The sequence below is a fragment of the Xanthomonas sp. CPBF 426 genome, assembly GCF_903989465.1.
Lineage (GTDB): Bacteria > Pseudomonadota > Gammaproteobacteria > Xanthomonadales > Xanthomonadaceae > Xanthomonas > Xanthomonas euroxanthea.
The window spans coordinates 4,172,150-4,189,119 of the sequence record NZ_LR861805.1 but is presented as its reverse complement, the minus strand read 5'-3'; the positions used below and the strand labels follow the sequence as shown (position 1 = coordinate 4,189,119).

19 protein-coding genes are annotated in these 16,970 nt (G+C 59.1%); 8 read left to right on the top strand and 11 right to left on the bottom strand.

The annotated features are described in order from the left end of the window. Window positions 1–25: 25 nt before the first annotated feature. Window positions 26–880 (bottom strand): hypothetical protein, encoded by an 855-nt coding sequence (locus tag H7A87_RS20725; protein ID WP_197942517.1) that lies wholly within the window; start codon window positions 878–880, stop codon window positions 26–28. 614 nt (window positions 881–1,494) lie between these two features. On the opposite strand from H7A87_RS20725, the gene H7A87_RS20935 reads away from it, so the two are divergent. The 3 genes from H7A87_RS20935 to H7A87_RS21025 all read left to right on the top strand — a co-directional run bounded on the left by H7A87_RS20935 (window position 1,495) and on the right by H7A87_RS21025 (window position 3,169). Beyond that, the gene (locus H7A87_RS20935) at window positions 1,495–1,620 is read left to right on the top strand and encodes a hypothetical protein (protein ID WP_255437910.1); all 126 of its coding nucleotides are present in this window, start codon (window positions 1,495–1,497) and stop codon (window positions 1,618–1,620) included. 83 nt (window positions 1,621–1,703) lie between these two features. After that, window positions 1,704–2,660, top strand: coding sequence for a DUF932 domain-containing protein (locus H7A87_RS17690; RefSeq protein ID WP_119128201.1), 957 nt, complete (start codon window positions 1,704–1,706; stop codon window positions 2,658–2,660). Further along, window positions 2,660–3,169 carry a JAB domain-containing protein gene (locus H7A87_RS21025; RefSeq protein WP_119128202.1) on the top strand — a complete coding sequence of 170 codons (510 nt, stop codon included), beginning with the start codon at window positions 2,660–2,662 and terminating at the stop codon, window positions 3,167–3,169. The genes H7A87_RS17690 and H7A87_RS21025 overlap by 1 nt, the downstream gene beginning before the upstream one ends. Window positions 3,170–3,277: 108 nt before the next feature. Here the strand turns inward: H7A87_RS21025 and H7A87_RS17680 are convergent, their stop codons facing one another. After that, window positions 3,278–3,664, bottom strand: coding sequence for a helix-turn-helix domain-containing protein (locus tag H7A87_RS17680; RefSeq protein ID WP_119128203.1), 387 nt, complete (start codon window positions 3,662–3,664; stop codon window positions 3,278–3,280). A 156-nt stretch (window positions 3,665–3,820) separates the two neighbouring features. Between H7A87_RS17680 and H7A87_RS17675 the strand changes: the two genes are divergently transcribed. The 4 genes from H7A87_RS17675 to H7A87_RS17660 are packed head-to-tail and all read left to right on the top strand — an operon-like array spanning window position 3,821 to window position 5,657. After that, on the top strand, window positions 3,821–4,501 hold the full coding sequence (locus H7A87_RS17675; protein WP_119128204.1) for a J domain-containing protein: 681 nt from the start codon (window positions 3,821–3,823) through the stop codon (window positions 4,499–4,501). A 25-nt stretch (window positions 4,502–4,526) separates the two neighbouring features. Further along, complete coding sequence (locus H7A87_RS17670) at window positions 4,527–4,745, top strand: hypothetical protein (protein WP_119128205.1); 219 nt, start codon at window positions 4,527–4,529, stop codon at window positions 4,743–4,745. A gap of 2 nt (window positions 4,746–4,747) precedes the next feature. After that, window positions 4,748–5,014: a hypothetical protein gene (locus H7A87_RS17665; RefSeq protein WP_119128206.1), complete on the top strand. Its 267-nt coding sequence runs from the start codon at window positions 4,748–4,750 to the stop codon at window positions 5,012–5,014. A gap of 10 nt (window positions 5,015–5,024) precedes the next feature. Then, window positions 5,025–5,657 (top strand): hypothetical protein, encoded by a 633-nt coding sequence (locus H7A87_RS17660; RefSeq protein WP_232087879.1) that lies wholly within the window; start codon window positions 5,025–5,027, stop codon window positions 5,655–5,657. Between the two features lie 356 nt (window positions 5,658–6,013). Here H7A87_RS17660 and H7A87_RS17655 read toward each other — a convergent pair whose 3' ends face one another. The 8 genes from H7A87_RS17655 to H7A87_RS17620 all read right to left on the bottom strand — a co-directional run bounded on the left by H7A87_RS17655 (window position 6,014) and on the right by H7A87_RS17620 (window position 14,936). Continuing rightward, window positions 6,014–6,730, bottom strand: coding sequence for a MobA/MobL family protein (locus H7A87_RS17655; protein ID WP_119128208.1), 717 nt, complete (start codon window positions 6,728–6,730; stop codon window positions 6,014–6,016). Between the two features lie 654 nt (window positions 6,731–7,384). Then, on the bottom strand, window positions 7,385–8,824 hold the full coding sequence (locus H7A87_RS17650; RefSeq protein ID WP_119128209.1) for a YfjI family protein: 1,440 nt from the start codon (window positions 8,822–8,824) through the stop codon (window positions 7,385–7,387). Further along, window positions 8,821–9,108 (bottom strand): hypothetical protein, encoded by a 288-nt coding sequence (locus H7A87_RS17645; protein ID WP_119128210.1) that lies wholly within the window; start codon window positions 9,106–9,108, stop codon window positions 8,821–8,823. Before H7A87_RS17645 ends, H7A87_RS17650 begins: the two co-directional genes overlap by 4 nt. Window positions 9,109–9,120: 12 nt before the next feature. Further along, the gene (locus tag H7A87_RS17640; protein WP_167763248.1) at window positions 9,121–9,525 is read right to left on the bottom strand and encodes an AlpA family phage regulatory protein; all 405 of its coding nucleotides are present in this window, start codon (window positions 9,523–9,525) and stop codon (window positions 9,121–9,123) included. A 134-nt stretch (window positions 9,526–9,659) separates the two neighbouring features. Next, window positions 9,660–10,493 carry a hypothetical protein gene (locus H7A87_RS17635; RefSeq protein ID WP_232087878.1) on the bottom strand — a complete coding sequence of 278 codons (834 nt, stop codon included), beginning with the start codon at window positions 10,491–10,493 and terminating at the stop codon, window positions 9,660–9,662. 468 nt (window positions 10,494–10,961) lie between these two features. Next, window positions 10,962–11,216, bottom strand: coding sequence for a hypothetical protein (locus H7A87_RS17630; protein WP_147421076.1), 255 nt, complete (start codon window positions 11,214–11,216; stop codon window positions 10,962–10,964). A gap of 178 nt (window positions 11,217–11,394) precedes the next feature. Continuing rightward, window positions 11,395–14,229, bottom strand: a complete 2,835-nt coding sequence (locus H7A87_RS17625) for an XVIPCD domain-containing protein (RefSeq protein ID WP_119128213.1) — start codon at window positions 14,227–14,229, stop codon at window positions 11,395–11,397. 44 nt (window positions 14,230–14,273) lie between these two features. Continuing rightward, window positions 14,274–14,936 (bottom strand): DUF1629 domain-containing protein, encoded by a 663-nt coding sequence (locus tag H7A87_RS17620; protein ID WP_119128214.1) that lies wholly within the window; start codon window positions 14,934–14,936, stop codon window positions 14,274–14,276. A gap of 682 nt (window positions 14,937–15,618) precedes the next feature. Here H7A87_RS17620 and H7A87_RS17615 point away from each other — a divergent pair. Continuing rightward, window positions 15,619–16,296, top strand: coding sequence for a hypothetical protein (locus H7A87_RS17615; RefSeq protein ID WP_232087877.1), 678 nt, complete (start codon window positions 15,619–15,621; stop codon window positions 16,294–16,296). Between the two features lie 128 nt (window positions 16,297–16,424). Here the strand turns inward: H7A87_RS17615 and H7A87_RS17610 are convergent, their stop codons facing one another. Beyond that, window positions 16,425–16,940: a 3'-5' exonuclease gene (locus H7A87_RS17610; RefSeq protein ID WP_232087876.1), complete on the bottom strand. Its 516-nt coding sequence runs from the start codon at window positions 16,938–16,940 to the stop codon at window positions 16,425–16,427. Window positions 16,941–16,970: the final 30 nt, after the last annotated feature.

Sequence of the window (16,970 nt, the reverse complement as noted above, 5' to 3'; positions counted from 1 at the left end):
CAGTGTATCGCCCGGACCTACGGGGTTAGCTCGGCCCCTGGGCTGACGTCACACGAAGATTGCGGAAGTGGGCGACGGTCCCGGACTCGATCCAGATGCCGACACCACCGTGCTGGTCTGGTCCCAGCTTCAGGTCGTTGACGACGAGTGCCGGCTCGGACTTCCCGTCCAAGTACAGACGGGCCCGGGCGCCGGCCACGACCAGCTTCATCGGGATCCACCTGCCCAGGGAAAGATCGGCATAGGCCTCGTACCTTGACGGCGCGTCTCTGCGCAGCCGATCGAAGCGGAACTCCGGGTAGGCCGCGTATTGGACGCTGTGGTTGCGTCGTTCCTGGTCGTCGGCAGTGCTGTTGGTGGGACGCAGGTAGACGCTCTCGAAGCGCCCCTCCGCGTCGATGCGGAAGCTGATGCCCACAAAGCCACGCGCATAGGCGGGTGCGTCCTCGGCCAGATCGCTGGCGACCTCCACCTCGATCGTCCCATCTTGGAAATCTACCGGCAGCCAGGCCATGAAGTTGCGGTCACTGAGTTGTTCCCTGGCCGGATCCTGATAGGCCGATGCGGGCATCCGCAATTCTATGGCCGGCGCTCCGAGATACGTGGAGTCACGCAACTCGACTCCCGAGCGCCGATACGACTTGGCGTCGTCTTTGCGCACGCTGGCAGCCGCGCGCAGCTTTTGCGGCCGGCTTGCGACCGCGCCCATGTTCTGGGTGAACTTGATGGGATTTTTGAACATCAAGAAGTTGTTGCCCTCATCTTCCTTGTTGTCGACGAACGGCTCAGAACCCGGGATGACACCATGCAGCGTCGGTACGGCAATGGCCGTCGAGGCCGCCAGAGCTGAGCCCAGGCCGAGGAGCAATCGTCGCGACATGTCTAGGTCTCCGGGGAAAAGACGGGGCACCGGCAGGTGCGCCCTTTTGGAGTGGGTGGTGGGCGATCAAGACGGCGCAGCCACACGTTAGCGCTGGCCGAGTTATCCAGCTGTTGCGGTCCTTCGATAGTCGAATCGCATGCGTTGATCCTCACCTTGAAGTCTACTTCAACCAGAGCAAATACACGTGTGCATTCTTGGCCCGGATACCAACCGATGCAAGGTCGCCCACGGGATGGGTCATTTGCCTGCAATTGGCGCGATGCTCAGCATCCCGAGCGCTCTTTAGCCTTAGCCTTCCGCGTGATTTGCGCGGACGTGGTAACTGCCCTGCATGGCTGCCTTAGCGGTGGGCCTTACCACGAACGCGGTCATGGACATGCATTTGGGTGAACTGACGCATGGGGTCCCAGCGCCCCGCGCCAGGTAGCAAGTCGATTGTTGCAAGCGAAGACATCGTCACGATGGATCAATATCTAGAAAGCCGCCTGGATATCGTGGAGCACGTATTTCAATGAAAATTATTCTGAACACATACTACCGATACGAAGCAGGGCCACCTCTTGTTTCGCGTACGGCACTCCGCATCGAGGTGCCAGCTCAGGATGCACTTAATGGCGAAGAGCAAGGTCGAGTTGATCTACTGCATCATGGTGGTGGCCACTGCCGTCATGGCGGGCATCGTCAAATGTACGGTGGCGGTGACTTGCCCCAACTGCAGTGATTTCTTCGATCACTGACCACCACAACCAACGTTATTTCTCACAAGGCCCGGCTCGTCCGGGCCTTGTGCGTTTATGCGCTTAACTATTAGGAATCGACAATGCACTTGCTTGAATCAATGGTCTATGTCGGCCAAAAGCCGTGGCATGGTCTGGGTAATCGGCTCGCTCGGCAGCAGCCTATCGAGACATGGAAGCAACAGGCTGGGATGGATTGGAAGATCGAGGAGTCCGAGGTTAGATACATCGCCGGTAACCAGAACATCGGAGCCATCAGCGCGTTTCCGGGAAACAAGGTTCTCTACCGCTCTGACACCAAGGCGCCTCTGGCAGTGGTTTCGAAGCGCTTCCAGGTTGTCCAGCCGGGGGAGATCCTGGAGTTCTACCGGGATCTGACGGCGAACAACGGATTTGAGTTGGAGACGGCCGGCATCCTGAAGGAAGGGCGGAAGTTCTGGGCGCTGGCCCGGACGGGTCAGAGCACCGTGCTTCGGGGTGGTAGGGATAGGGTGGAGGGCTATCTTCTACTGGCGACCGCCTGTGACGGGACACTGGCCACAACGGCCCAGTTCACATCCATTAGGGTGGTCTGCAACAACACCCTGGCGGTTGCCTTGGGAGACAGTGGTGGCGCCATCAAGGTGCCGCACCGAAGTCACTTCGATCCGGACCTCGTCAAGCGTCAGCTCGGGTTGGCGGTCTCGGCCTGGGGCGGTTTCGTAGACCGAATGAAAGCACTGTGCGAATCCCCAGTAGACCCAGATGCTGCTGATGCCTTGATGCGCCGTGTGTTGACCTACACCACTTCCAATGCGGCGCAGGTGGTCAACGAACAGGCGGTGGCCAAAGTGCGCGCGCTGTATGAGGGAGATGGGCGAGGATCCACGCTTGCTTCTAGCCGAGCAACGGCTTGGGGTTTGCTCAATGCCATCACCGAGCACGTTGATCATCATCGACGTGCTCGAAGCGATGACCATCGCCGGGATGCGGCCTGGTTTGGGCAGGGAGCCAAGATCAAGCAGCGCGCGTGGGACGAAGTGATGGGAATGGTGGCGTGATGCGGGCCGAGACACGCGCATGTGCGCCGCCTGATGGCGGGCCTGCACCATCACAGGAAGTCATTCGCGCACGGGACGACAAGATCGTCGCGCGTGCCCTGCGCATCCTCCAGCAGCGTGCCTGCGAACCAGGGCCACGACTAGGTGACGTCTCCAAGTGCGGTGCGTTCTTCCGGCTGCGGCTGGGCGGTGAGATACGGGAGCACTTCGAGGTTGCCTTCCTCGATAACCAGCACCGGCTCATCGGGGTAGAGCGCTTGTTCTCCGGGTCCGTGGAGGGCGCGGAGGTGCACCCGCGCATCGTCGTCCAGCGCGCGTTGGCCTTGAACGCCGCGGCAGTCATCGTGGCTCACAACCACCCGAGTGGCCACACTGAGCCCTCAGCAGCCGACCGGGCTGTTACGGTCCAGTTGAAGACCGTCTTGCAGTTGGTGGAAATCCGGTTGCTGGACCATTTCGTGGTCACGGCTCACCAGGCGGTTTCGATGGCTACCCGGGGATGGGTGTAAGCGTAAGTTCCCTGAAAGCAATGGCGGGTCGCCCGGTCCCGTTGGGCCGGGCATCTAGGTGCGACTGATTGGGGTGGATGAAAGCCAGGCGCATGAGGCCAAGTGCGTTTACTCCCCAGTGTCGCCTCCATTGGGTACCTGCAGCAGTTCTACCAACTTCGAAAGCATGCTCGGGTCTTGGAGCACAGCTGGAATCAGCTTGGTCAGAACTTCGCGTTGAGCCTCGTCTGCCTGCGAGAAGGCAAGGATGGCATCTGCCATGGACGCGTCGTCTGCAAGTAGGTAAGCAACCGGGACAGCCAGGACTTGAGCAAGGGTGTTCAGGTTATCGAACCCAATGGCAGTGACCTGGTGTTCGTACCGATTGATTCGCGAAGAACCCTTCTCTTTACCGAGGCCCATGCGATCCCCCAGCGCGCGTTGGCTCAAACCACGCAACTGCCTGGCCTGAGCTAGGCGGGCAGCGAAAAGCGCGCGTGGGGAGGACTCGGGCACAGGAGAATCGTGAAACGAAGGTGTCCGGAATCATGACGAAGGCTCTATCGGTGTGGCAGACTCTATCTTCAAGATAGAGGGTCGGTTGTTGCAAGTCAGGAAGGCCTTGCGCGTCCGGCATGCGACGGAAATGACAGGAAGGACAACAAGGCAAGCATGGATCCATACGAAATCTTGGGCATTCGTCTAAGTGCTGGGGGCGAGGAAATCGAACTGGCATACCGGGGCCGCCGTAGCCAGTACCACCCGGACCGCTACACAAGCTCGGATGCGGAGACGCTGAACTGGGCGACCTCGAAGATGCAGGAGGTCAACCAGGCTTACGCGGCGCTTCGGAATCCGGTCAGTCGTGCGCGAGTGGATGAAGAAGTGCGAACTAAGTCTGGGCGCCCAGCAGGCCCGACAGACACCGCCTGCGCGCCTGAGTCGGGACAGTCGTATGCCCTGACGTTGATACAAGCGCTCGATGGCCTGGCACTGAACGGTGAACCGCTTGAGCGGATCTTCATCGCCCCGCGTATCCCTCAGAAAAAACTTGCCGGCGCATTGGAGTCCTATGGACAAGGACTCCAACCACAGGATGTGGTTGTGCTGATTGACGACACGCTCTTTGGCGGTGCACGAGAAGGTGTCCTGATCACCGAGGCACAGATCAGATGCAAGGCGGTGTTCCAGCCCGTGGATATCCGACTGATTGGAGTCCTGTCGGCGATCACGACAGAAGGGAAGTACGTCTACATAAATGGCGAGCGCTTCGCCGATCTGAACATGCCTAACAGAGGCGACTTGAAGGCCCTCTTCAACGCCGTAAGCCGCTATCTGCAGCAAGGCCGCTGACCATCACAACAACAGGGGGAAATAAATGAAATATCTGATTGGGCTCTACGGAGCCTCGGTCGTAGTTGCTGCAATCTGTTTCGCCAACTGGGGTCAATACGCCTACAAAGGCTTCGCTTACAACCTTGGTCGCGCGCTGGTCTGGCCGGCAATTGTGTTTCCGTCGTTCGGGGGAATTCTGAGCGGGTTGATTTGGCTTGTCGTCATAGGTGGCGTGCTGGTCCTTGCGCAAAGGAGGGCCTAGTCATGGCACGAGATGTCGCGATTGTGGCCGCTCTGGCGGCGTTGCTAATGCTTGGAGCATGCAGCAGCAAGGTAGACAAGGCACGCAGCGAATTCATCGGCAGCTGTGCCAGCAGCGGAGGGAGCGAGTCTGTCTGCGAATGCGCTTTCGACAAGCTGCAGGCGCATTACGGGGAAGAAGGAATTGTTGCAATTCAGTCCGAGGGCTCTCCGCCCCCGGACTTCATCGATCAATTGGCCAACGCAGCACAACAGTGCAGGAAACGATAAGGAAATGAAGATGAAGCAGTTTTACCGGCCCGCGATGATCATGCTAGCCGCGCTAGCTGTAACGGGGTGTGGCAAAGCAGATGAGGTAACGAAAGCCGGCGAGCTCAATCTCGCTGGTTGCGAAGTTCCGGCGGGTACCAAGCGGGCAGAGGCCGAGGCTATCCAGTGCGACGCCGCCAAGGACGTAAAAGTCAAGGTAGAGAAAGCGCCTCCGCTGGAAGCTGTCCAGATCACGCCGGACGCTGAGGTCATCAACGCAGCAATCGCCCAGGAGGCGAAGAAGGCTGACGGAGCAACCGAGTACAAAGAAGTGCGGAAGATAGTCGAAGGCGATCTGACCGGAGACGGCAAGCCAGAAGTGGTGGCCCTGTACACCTTGGAGGGCAGCGGAAACGGCAATGGCGCTGGCAGTTATCTGGCGGCATTCCAACGCAAGGACGGTCCGCAGCTGCAGTTGGTCGGCACCACGTCGGTCTCTGGCTTCGGGGTCGCAGCCCAGAAGGTTAGCTTGAAGGAAGGCACTGTGCATGTGACGTTGCTGGTCCCAGGGCCGGATGATCCGACCTGCTGCCCCTCAACGGAAGAGGAAAGCTTGTATGTCTTCCACGGAGGCAAGTGGCTGCAGGTGCAGCCATCGCCCTGATCTTTGTCAGACCTGCCAGGGAACAGGGAGCGTTTGCTCCCTGTTCCCTGGCACCGACACCGAGCTTTTTTTGCAGACAGCATCAAGTTGAAGGTGGGGTTACATGTCCGGGGCGCCTGAGCGTAGTGACAGTGTCAATGGCTGCCAGTAAGCCTCCCTTGTGATCTTTACCGCACTCTCTGGCTCTTCATTTTAAAGAAAATCTAGAAGATGATCGCCAGGCAGGATAGATAGGTTCTACGTTATGAAGACTTGTTCTGCCTTCTCTTCGACCCGCCAAGGCATCTGGAGTTTGCGCTCTGGCTAATAACGAAGGCGAGCCCGAAGTAACTATGGAAGCGGCGCGTAGCTGAGCTTCACAAGCTGTGGGCGGATTGGCGGTTAGCAACGTACTCATCCCGTTGCGCTTGGCTCATGTGCCTAATCTGCGCCTTTCCCAGATGCGCCTCGGCTTTACGGTCGATGCCGCGTGCTCTGAAACTGCGGTGATCGACCTGCAACGATAGGCCTGCTTCGGCCAGGTACCGATTGATGATCATGGAGATCGTCATCCTAGATGCGACGAGATCCTGGCTCATCTCGAACGGGGTCTTGCCGCCACTGAGCTTTCTGCAGCCGCCACGCTCGGGATGGGCTGGGTTGTAACGGGTGAAGTAGCGATCGGCAGGACGTGCTGTGCCGTCGTCAGGGCGATCGGAGTACATCAGATGGCAGTGGAGATTGATGCAGCCGCCAAACTCTGCCTCTGGGCCATGCAGGGCGGCCTGCCACGGTCGCGGCCCGACAACAGTCTGCGCGATCTCCTTCATCAAGGCGATGTTGGTTTCGATGCTCAGTTGGTTGGGGAGGGCAATGATCCACTCTCGATAGGCGGCGCCGCCATTGCGCTCCCACGCGTCAGCGTACTTCCAGAACGTCAATGGATGGTCCCTGCTCCACTCAGGCATGTTGCCAAAGGCGAAAGCGAGCAGGTCATCTTGAGCAGACCACTTGCCCATGCGGGCATCGTACCGGCAGTGCTCGGCGGCGCTGCCTTTGTTGCCCTTCTTGATCTCTGCATGGAACTCGAACACTGGTGTTTCTCCGGTTGCGCAGGAAGGCGTGGGAAGGCACACATTTGGAGAAACGTTAAGTGCGCCTCCTCATTCCTCCCCCTAATGTTGGTTGATCAACAGAGGCTCCCAATGGAGGCGAGTACGCTGTTGTCTGATCGGGGTGTGGGGGGCTGTACGGTGTATCCGTACATACGGTTACCCTTTCGGTAGAAAAATACCGATCAGCGACTTCGTATGAATGATCCGTGGAGCGAACATCCTGCAGCCCTTGGCTAGTGCAGGACACCAGGGAGCCAACGCCTGCTGCCTTGGGTAAGTCAGAGCTAAGGACGCAAGGGGTACCGGACCGGTGCAGGTACTCACCTAGAGGTGACACGCCGGTCCAGCGTCGAAGGCCCTGCCTGATGCCCTAAGATCCAGCGCGCTAGCCGTAGTGCTGGAGCGCTGATACGCCAGTGAATGCGTTCTGACACCGAGTTGCATCGTCGGTGCCTCCGCTGCCTGCAGATCATCGGGGAGAGGGGTAGGGTGCTAGCCCCGGAAGAAGTTCCTTGCCCTAGGCTGTGCACACGATGCACAACGCTACTCTTGTGGCAATGTGCATGGTGTGCAGCGTCTTAGATGAATAAAAAAGCCGCCCAGTGGGCGGCTCTTGGAGGGGGGGGCTACCCTCTACAAGGAGGGCTTGTTGAAGAAGCTCCGCATCATCTCAACCCAGAGCGGTCCGCTGCCGCTCTCTTCATTGTGATAACGAACCCGTATCACGCCAGTGTCTTGGAGGTAGTCAAGCGCTGCCTCGAAGCGTCCCTGATGGCGGATCGGGCCTTCCTTCCGGAGGATGTTGCGGCGAACCGTTGACCGTCCACGTGAGTAGTACTTGCGATGCATGAAATCGGTCAGTTTGTGCGCATCGTCCTCATCCTCGGGGATATCGTCTCCGCTGAACATCCGAAGTGCTTCGTTGATGTGCCAGTTACCTATGGTCAGCGCCCGATCAAGCGTCTCGTGACTGATCTCCGTCCCCGCCTGGCCCGAGAAGAAGTGCAGGATCGCTGCCAGGCGGCTCGCGTTGTCCAGTGCCTTTGCGGCAAAGTCGCGGACACCGAAGAGCTGCCCGTCTTTACGCACGGCAGCCTCAACACGATTCTGGTGGTCTACCCAGAGTTCCTTTGCCTCTTGGGTGAAGGTCAGCCGAACCGGTGTCGAGCGAGCTTGGAAACGCAGTTCGAGAAGCTCGCGAACCCGTGCGTGGAAGAGCTTCAGCTTCTCCCATACGGGTTCATCCAGGGTCATGTAGCGAAAGCCCATGGTTGAAGACGGCCGAGCGACTAGGAACCGAGCCAAGAAGCCGGAGCCGCGCGCGAGCCTGCCACGTTTGTCCATAAAGTCCTTGAACACCTCCTCCTGCACCATGAAGCTGAGCGTCATGTTCGGCCGCCGCGCCACATGGTTCACATCGGCGCGCTGGAAGCTGAGGATCTTCGGGCAATCCCACGCCTCATTGATCACGCCGAATTTGTTGGTGACACCTCCCTTCAAGATGATTTCACCTTCGGAGCTCATGATTACGACGGACTTGCCCTCGCCACGCAACGTCTCCATCAGTGGGCGTTCGGTGATGCTCTGGTGGACCAGCTGGGCGTGTTCAATTTTCTGCGGCATCTCGGCGTTGAGTGCGATCAGCTTAGTGCGGATCGAATTTACCTCCTCATCGGAGTCTGCCTCGATTGCCTTCTGAAGTTTGCGCTGAAGGACCTTGTGCTTTGCCTTCCAGCAGGTCATCTCTGCTTGGTACGTATGGATATCGCTCTCGGAGTTGGATGCGAGGCGAATGTCGTACTCGAGCAAAGGATCACCTACGAGATTGTCGCAGGCAGTCTTGCGCTCACCGGAGTCGGCGATGGTTGCGTAGAACAGCGACGCGGGGCGCTCCTGACCGGTAGGTGTCTCCACCACAACCAGGCCTTGGCAAGCCGCGGACATGACCGTGCCGAAGGAACTGGCGATCAGCGCAAGCGGTGCCTGGAGGTTGTCCTGCGTCTCCAGTACGGCGTCGCGGATCAGCGGATACAGCGCGTTGGTCGGGAAGTTGTCGGGGTTGCGGCGGGTCATGCTGCGTCCTCCACGTCCGAGGTGACCGTTTCCTTGGCGTGCTGCTCCAGCAGTTCCTTGAAACGAGCCGGGTGGAGCTTCAAGCCCTTCTTAGACAGCATGGCGAGGATGGCCTTTTGCGTGACGCCTTGGCCCATCAGCTCGACGATTACCGGGTAAAGCAGCGCGAACAGCTCCTCCTTTTGCTGCTTCGGGTTGGGCTTGAGGGTGCGCAGGGACATCGCGATGCGCTCGGCCTGGCTCTGCACGATGGTGGCAGCCGACTTGATGTTGATCTCATTCATTGGTCGGCCTCCTTAGTGCGAGCCGCGCGCAGCGGCGCAGGATTCGATGTAAACGACGATGTCCTGGTGCAGCCAAGCGGTGGGTGCGCGGTCGCCCTTGCCCAGCTTGAAAGGGCGGGGCATGTCAGGGTCGTGCTGCGGAGAGGACTCGTCGAGGCGGTTGTACAGCGTGCTGCGCGAGATCCCTAGCAACTTCAGGACTTCAGGCAGGCGTACCGCGCGAGTTGAAGGAGCCTGGCCTGACTGGTTCGATTGACCATTGCTGCGGAAGGAGGCAAGGATGCGTTCGAGATGCTTCAGGACGATGGCCTGGAACTCGCGGTCGACCTGATCAGGGCTCGAGGTCGAAGCGCTGCGCGCTGCAGGCTCTGCCATGCGGGTACGGGCGTGACGGTATGCGTTGGCGATGTTGCTCATGCTGACTCCGAGTGGTTGTGGGCTGAGAGCCCGTCCCTCAGACGGCGTCATTGCCGTCTGAGGGGTCGCACTTTGGAGCTGTTTTTGAATCCTGTCATGGTAAAAACAGGCTGGAGTTTGACGTTCTATCGTTTTTATAGTAGCGGGTCAGGAAGGAGGCGGGAGGCCTTTTCGGCCACCTTACTGAGCTCTGGGTACTTGGCGGCTTCCTTGGTCGCCCAACGGAGCAGCGGACCTGCGAGCCGGTACCTTGGCTCGCCTTCTTCTGTAGGCGGGCCTTTGATGGTTTTGTCGTAGTCCGCCACCACGGCGGCGTACCGTTCGGAAGACAATAGCTCCTCCGATACCTGCTCCATCATTGCGTCCTTGTGGAAGCGCTTGTTAGGTGACGCATCTCTCGGTCTGCTTTCCATCCACGACGTGAGCACCTCAATCGCGGCTTGCTCAAGAGCTTGTCTTTGTGGCAAGCCGCGCTTGCTGCCTTGGGCGCTCATTGCTTCGGAGTGCGTCATCGGTGAATTGATGATGCCGATGTAGTAGTGGCACTCGATCAATGCGTGCAGCATCCGTGTCTCGTCGCCGGCATCAGCGGCATTCTTTGCTTCAACCCAGTATCCGATGGCGATGTCAGTGACTTCACGCGTCGCCTGTCGCAGCCACTTTTCGTGTCCCTCCTTTCTGCTGGCCGCTGAATCCTTACGGGTCTTGATGAAGGGGAGGAGAAAGAGCTTCAACTCGTCCTCTGGTCGCGCGCGCTCCTCCTTCCAATGCCTGTAGCTGGTGGCGTTGCCGTATTCCTGAAGATTCTCTGTGGCGGATAGCCAGCGCTCTTCGAAGGACTCTCCTGCACCAGCACGTTCTTCGTAGATCGTTTTGATCTGCAACAAGGTACGTTCAAGGAGGGCCGTGGTAGTCGGCAACGTCGCGCTGCTGTCATAGCGGCCTTGACTGCGGCGTTGCTCGCCCAAGCTCAAAGCAACCATCGGGAGTTTCAAGTGCCGGAGGCGCCTGTCATTGAATGGTGTAGTGCGATCGGATGCTGTGCTCATTGCTCGATTTTTAGTCTAGGAGGTTTCGGGCTTTTAGGACGGGGTGGGAAGTGGCTTCCCCCTGCATTTTCGACACCAGAACCAGCCGAGGAAGTCACCTATCTATAATAGGTCCATCGAGAGAGAGGGGCACCTAGTGAACAGCAGCATCGGAACTCAAAGAGATGTATGCCTTTATTGACATGTTTAAGTCTGTTGAAGCTGCATACACCGAAGCCAAGAAACAGCAAGGAACTTTAGCGCCACGAATACGGACGTCTCATCGCTGCCAAGCGCCCAACGATTCAGGCCATCGGCAACATGCGCGAGTCTGTCGGTATGCCGCTGCTGTCCCCGATAACGAGGGGGCAGCTATTAGAGAAGCTGGCCCTTCCCATTCAGGCCGATTTAGGTTTTGAAAGGATTTTTACACTTAGGGCAGATAGCAGCGTTTGCGGTTGTTTGCCAACTTGTGACGGCAAGAATTACAGCTAGTGGAATCGTCGCCGCCATGCCAAACCCACGACCAGCTATACCTATTCCTTTGCCTATGAGAGCGCCAGCTACGCCTCCGCTTACAGCCGCGGTGGCCCGGGTGAAGTAGGCCTTTTTGCTGTTTGGATTAAAAATATGCTTGCAACTCGGGCAAATGATCTCGGCCACGCGTTGTCCTTAATTTGATTGTCAACTATCAATCGACACAATCATGCCAAACTTTAGTCCAACCCTAAGACTGAGCTTTGGTCCAGCCATCTCCATCACAAGGCCGAACTACCTCCCAAAACGCTGGGTCGCTTCCCCCCTTCGTTGCTAGCGGACTCACTGGCGCGAGCATGGTGGATCACGAGATTCGGGGGCCGCTCTTGCTTGGATCATTCTGGATTTGGTCGCGTGCCTGCGCTAGCTCCTGCAATCGCGTTTTTTCCTGCGTGTCACGTGCCTGGTTTGCTGCTAGGTACTGTTGCTCGGGAGCTGCGGCCAGCGCCTCGCTGGTGGGCATATGCGCTCGGTTGGCGGCAGGATCCGGGGATGCGCCTGGGCCTGAGCGCATCACGAACATCGTTACCCCGCCCGGAAGCTTGTCAGTCGGCGTGTTTAGTGCGACTTCCACGTTGCCACCGGGCTTAAACCCCGCCTCAACTGCCATTTTGTACGCACTCGCAACCATGCGATCGCTGCGCTCATCCCATGGTTTGTTGGCGCTTTCGTCGAGTCTTGCAATGGATGAGCGTAGTTGCTCAATCAGCGCAGCGTCTTGCGGCTTTGGGCCAACGGCGCTCTGACGATTCACAGATAGCTGCTCGTCTTCCCGAGGATCGTGCGATGCAACAGAGCGCGCACCCATCTGCATTCCGGGTGCGGCAACCTGTGCTGTGGTCGCGCCTGTGGCCGGCGTACGCCCCTGCGCATGATCGTCGTCCAGCGAGGACGACCTTCCTGGCGCTGTCTGCGACGACGGCGCGCTGGGTAATGGCGTTTGCGAGGAAGGTGCTACAGGCTGCTGTGTCTGAGGCGACTGCGTGGAGGGGGCGGGCTGCGGAGCGTTGGCAGGCATAGCCTGCTGCCGTTCTGCCTGCGATATCTCTACTGCCGTCGTGGTCGCCCTGATCTCCATGCGGTCGTCGTTCTGGCCAACCACCGTGGCGATTGAGCCATCTTTCTGCAGCTGCAGGAAGAAGGGCATCTGCTTGCCTGTGTCGCGCGCATGGTCTTGTGCAACTGCCGCCGTGGCGGCATCGATCTGCGCGTCAGTGCGCGTAATGCCAGCGCGGGCATACATCCCGGCCACCTGGCTGTGCAAGTCGCTCTGCGTCGGCGTGGGATTGCTGCGGGCGACCTCCGCCATCGACGCCATGTCTTGAAGTCCGGCCTGTTGGCTCTGCCACGTGCGGTTCAATTCCTCGCGCGTGTTGCCGGTGGCCGCATTGTTGCCATAGAGCGTGCCGAGCGTGGTCCATTCGCCGTCGGCGTCGCGGGTGTAGGAGTGACCGTCGGAAGCCTGTAACGGCTGCGGTTGTGTGCGTGCGTTCGTGATGGCCTGCGGCACCGGTTCGCGATTGGCGAACTCATTCCAGCCGAACTGGTTGTAGGCAATCTGGTAGCGGGCCGCTGTTGCTTCCGGAGTGTTGGCGGCGTTCTGCGCAATGATGGTTTTCGACTGCTGTTCCAACTCAGTCGCACGCTCGGCGCTGATTGAAGCGCTACGGGTGATAGGTATCTTGCCATCGATACTTTCTCTAATTTCAAGCTGCCACTGCCCGGTCTGCGCATTGCGCACATAGTCACGGCCGGTTTCAAAGGGCTCGCGCGGCGGATGCGTTTCGTTCTTGGCATCCCGGCGATATGGATCCTGCGGTTTGGGTATATTTGCCAGCCCGAGCGAATACGAGTCGTTTGCTGCCCGGTAATTCAGTTCGTCGGCAAGGCGGCCAGCGGCAACCAGGCGGGTCTCCTGATAGCCGCCGCTTGGCAACGGGGCGCTGACCGTACGCGTCCACATGCCTTGTGGATCTTCCGGGTTGCGTGTCCACTCGTTGCCACTGCGGTCTGGCTGTGTGTAGATCCGGTTGATGTCCTGCTTCTCGGCCCAACGTTCGCCAAGATAGGCACCCGCCACGCCGCCGACCAAGCCAGTAGCCAGCGCCCCAGGACCCGTCCAGGACCCTGTGACGGCACCGTAGCCTGCACCAAGCAGGAAGCCGCCTGCGATGCCGCCTGCATTGCGGCCAACGAAGTGCGTGGCTGCTGACTCGGCGCCGGTGTCGTTGCCCTGCGTCCTTAGCTGGACAACGCGGTGGCCGGTCACGGCGAAGTCGTAGGCCATCAGCGCAACGCCGGCAGCACCGGCAACACGTGCTCCAGAAAGCGACCCGCGAACGCCGGCCGCTTCTCCTGCAAGGCCTTCGCCCGCGACGATACCGCCTTCACCTGGGGCGCCAGGAAGCCGCGGCCCAGCCGGCGGCCGCGCAAGAACCGGGGGAATCTCCTGGGCAAAGGCGAGGCGTAGGCGCGTTTCTACCGGTTCGGTGATTGGCAAGCGACCGGCTTGGTTTGCTTCGGCAATCGCTGTGCCAAGAGATTGCCGGCCACCCCATCTATCACTGAGTGTGGATGATCCCGGCTGATCGATCGCATCCAACGCCAGTTGGACATTGCCTTCAGACCGCGTCACGCCGGCCCACCGCGCCTCTGCTGCGGCCATCTTTCCCACATCGGCAATCTGCCCAGCATGACTTTGTTGGTAAGCCGCGAGATCGCCATGAAAGGCTCGGATCTTTGCGTTCGCCTGCTGTGGGGTCATGCCCTGCGGCGTGTTACTTACGAGGTCGCCATTGACCAAGCCCACCTTGAGTGTGTCGGTCAGGCCATTGACTCTAGCCGCGATGCGCTGTGCTGCGGCTTGATCGCCGCGCAGCGTTGCCTGCCCGTCGGGGGACAGCTCTAGTCTTTCAAGCCGATTCGCAAGTTCCTCTGAATACGCCCCAAGCGGTCCACCGGGGTGCGGCGACAGTCCCATCTTGGCCGCCAGCGCCTGGTCGGCCGGTAGATTGAGGATGTTACGGGGCCCATGCAGATCGAACAGGCCGCTTCTGGAAAGCGACTGCAGCAATCGGCTCTCACTGAAAGCCGCCTGCTCAATGACATGGTGTCCTTGGAACGTCGGGGTGTCAGCCATCGGTGCAACTCCCGCTCAGAAATCCGTATCGAGGGTTTGACGCGTTAGAGGTCTGCGGCGTCTCGCAGCGAAGGGCCGCTAAGTTGGGCCGCGCTCAAGGCATCGAACAGAACGCGGTCACAAATGGCCTCGGTTCCTAGGCGTGACTGACGGAAGATGTGGGCGTTACCAACGACCTCGCGCTTGAATACAAGGCTTGCACCGCCGGATACGCTGTAGAAGTTTAGATCTTGCCCGGTCTCGTAATCGTGTTCGATCTCGATCTGGACCCGCGATTCACTCTCATCAAGCGCATCAAGCCAACGCGTCACGCTGCAGAGGTAGTACTGAGGACCCTGCGTGCCGTCGGCAAGGGTGAAGTCGCAAGCCGCAAAGGCGAAGCCTTCCGGATCGACGGCGTCGAACACCTGCTTCAATGCCTCCGAAACGATCCAGATGCCCGCCAGCTTCTCAAAATCACGTGGCATCTCTTGCTGTCCCGGCACCTGCACTAGGTGCGGCCTCACCGGATACTGGTTTGGAACACCATTGGGTGGATCCATGGTGTTCATGCCAGGGGGTAGAAGCAGCTCTTCGTTGGCGATCTTCAAGCCAGCGCTCTGACCATTGCCTCGGAAGCTTGGCCGGAGGACAAAAAACTCTCCCAGATGGGAGTCGCTCGCGACAGTGACGGGGATTGCTGCCTCATCGTTCATGGTGATTTCCATCGTGGACGGGTGCGCCGCAGATCGCGGTTGATTCCTCGAGTTCCAGCAATTCTATGGTAACTGTCAGCTTGCCTGTGAAGCTGGGGACTAGGCTTGAGCTGTGGGGGCTTTCATGTCGGGGGCATTGTTAAAAATGTTACGGATTGCTATGACGTGGCTTGGGGGCGGGTCGCGACCACGGTGCATTGATATCAAATGACCTCCGACCTGGGGTACCGGCGTTACCTGTGCCACCAATAACAACGACATTTGTCAGAGGCGGGTCCAAGTGGCTCGGACGCCGTGGCCGTTGGAGGCGTCAGGTTGCACTGGATGGTGAAGGGTTGCTTCTTGGGTACGTTCGGACTGGCATTTTAGGTGCAGTCCGATCCAGCCCTGCCGTGCGTTCAGCTGATTGGTGCCTCTAACCATTTCATAATGCCGCTGGTCTCAAACCCATGGGAGAAAAGAATGCGATCCCTGCACGGGAATGATCTGCGAAGATTGATGGCTCAGCACCATACAGGTTAGAACCATGGATCAAGCGTCTTCACTGGAGTTCAGGCGACCCGGCAGAAAGGGCCTGGACAGTAGCGATGCGAACGCCTGGATGCAGGAGGGGGAAGGGCAGGAAGCTACCGCGCGTTCAATCCGAGCCCGGTGGCTGCGACAGAAGCGGAAGATCAGAGCGGATAAGCCCTCAATGCTGCGCCATGCCGAGTGGATGGCACTTACAGGAAATCCCCGCGCATCTGTTCTTCTCTTGGGTTACGCCGTCGAGATGTACCTCAAAGCGGGCTTGGCCAAGTGGTTGATCGGTTGCGAGAAAGCACTGCTGGAGGTGGATGCGAAGGGTTATGGCCACAATTACGAGCGACTGGCGAATGACCTGCAGATCGATGAACCGATCGCGCCCAGGGAACTTTTGCGCTTTCTTAAGAATGCGGTCACATTGGAGGCGAGGTATCCGGCTCAGCCAAATCCGGGAGAGACACCGATCGAGGCAATCAATCGGCGTACAAGTAATCTGTGGAACGAGGAGACGTTTAGGGACATTTGCCGTCTGGCTAAACGGCTGCGTGACCATGTGAAGCGGATAAATTCGGACTACAGAAACCCGGTGTCGACACAGCACTTCGAACTACCGACTGGAGGCTACCTGGTCATGCGCAGGGGCGGCCACCTGCCTTCGCGAGTGACAATGCGCCCACCCGATGGACAGCAATGGGATGATGTGGAGATCACTGACGCACTCCAAAGGTGCCCGTCCTTCGAGGTCCAGCAATTCTGGAATCAATGTGCGATCTATCTGCACACCACAAAACTCGACAAGAAGAAGGGCGGTTCTGAAAGGATTCCCACCCCACTTCTGCGCCCCTGAGCCATTAGGCGTCCCGCGGTCTAGCGCACGCCGAGAGGAACCCCAGAGGCTCACATCCGTAGCCTTCCTGTATAAGCGAAACTGCTGGGATCTCTGAGGAGAGCGGGCTCCCGCAGGATCGCTACTCGTCAGGGAGTCATCGCTGGCACCTGGCGCTGGGGGAGCCAGGCTCGATATCCGCAGCGCGCCGAGCGGGAGCAGTCCAGCCTGCGCTCATTGTGCGGAGGCGTCTGCAACGAGCCTACCTTGCAGTTGGGACACGCTGCGCGCTGGGTGTCCAGGTTGATCCAGTCGATGTAGGCATGGTGCTTCGAAAGCGCCGATAGTTCTAGGACATACTCGCTCGGTGCTTCCCCGTTTGCCAAGACGATCACCTGGTGCTTTGCGCGGGTAAGGACCACGTAGAGCAAGCGACGCTCCTCTTCGTTCTCGTTGGAAAGTTTGGGCAAGACGAGGTCCTTCAACAGTTCCGGTGGGCGTTCGTCCGGGAAGCCCCGGACCCCCGAATCGAATCCCCCCAGCACCACGAAGTCCGCCTCCAGTCCTTTGGAGGCGTGCAGGCTCATGGCCTCCACTTCTAAATGACCGTCGTACTCAGTTTTCAGCGCCTCGATCGCTTTCCCCGAATCCAGTCCCTGCGGCACTGCCTCCTGGGCGCAGTCGTGGAATCGGGC

Bases quoted from the DNA above. Each gene is read 5' to 3' on its own strand.
- H7A87_RS20725 (WP_197942517.1), bottom strand. From the start codon at position 880: ATGTCGCGACGATTGCTCCTCGGCCTGGGCTCAGCTCTGGCGGCCTCG.
- H7A87_RS20935 (WP_255437910.1), top strand. From the start codon at position 1,495: ATGGCGAAGAGCAAGGTCGAGTTGATCTACTGCATCATGGTGGTGGCC.
- H7A87_RS17690 (WP_119128201.1), top strand. From the start codon at position 1,704: ATGCACTTGCTTGAATCAATGGTCTATGTCGGCCAAAAGCCGTGGCAT.
- H7A87_RS21025 (WP_119128202.1), top strand. From the start codon at position 2,660: ATGCGGGCCGAGACACGCGCATGTGCGCCGCCTGATGGCGGGCCTGCA.
- H7A87_RS17675 (WP_119128204.1), top strand. From the start codon at position 3,821: ATGGATCCATACGAAATCTTGGGCATTCGTCTAAGTGCTGGGGGCGAG.
- H7A87_RS17670 (WP_119128205.1), top strand. From the start codon at position 4,527: ATGAAATATCTGATTGGGCTCTACGGAGCCTCGGTCGTAGTTGCTGCA.
- H7A87_RS17665 (WP_119128206.1), top strand. From the start codon at position 4,748: ATGGCACGAGATGTCGCGATTGTGGCCGCTCTGGCGGCGTTGCTAATG.
- H7A87_RS17660 (WP_232087879.1), top strand. From the start codon at position 5,025: ATGAAGCAGTTTTACCGGCCCGCGATGATCATGCTAGCCGCGCTAGCT.
- H7A87_RS17650 (WP_119128209.1), bottom strand. From the start codon at position 8,824: ATGACCCGCCGCAACCCCGACAACTTCCCGACCAACGCGCTGTATCCG.
- H7A87_RS17645 (WP_119128210.1), bottom strand. From the start codon at position 9,108: ATGAATGAGATCAACATCAAGTCGGCTGCCACCATCGTGCAGAGCCAG.
- H7A87_RS17640 (WP_167763248.1), bottom strand. From the start codon at position 9,525: ATGAGCAACATCGCCAACGCATACCGTCACGCCCGTACCCGCATGGCA.
- H7A87_RS17625 (WP_119128213.1), bottom strand. From the start codon at position 14,229: ATGGCTGACACCCCGACGTTCCAAGGACACCATGTCATTGAGCAGGCG.
- H7A87_RS17620 (WP_119128214.1), bottom strand. From the start codon at position 14,936: ATGGAAATCACCATGAACGATGAGGCAGCAATCCCCGTCACTGTCGCG.
- H7A87_RS17615 (WP_232087877.1), top strand. From the start codon at position 15,619: ATGCTGCGCCATGCCGAGTGGATGGCACTTACAGGAAATCCCCGCGCA.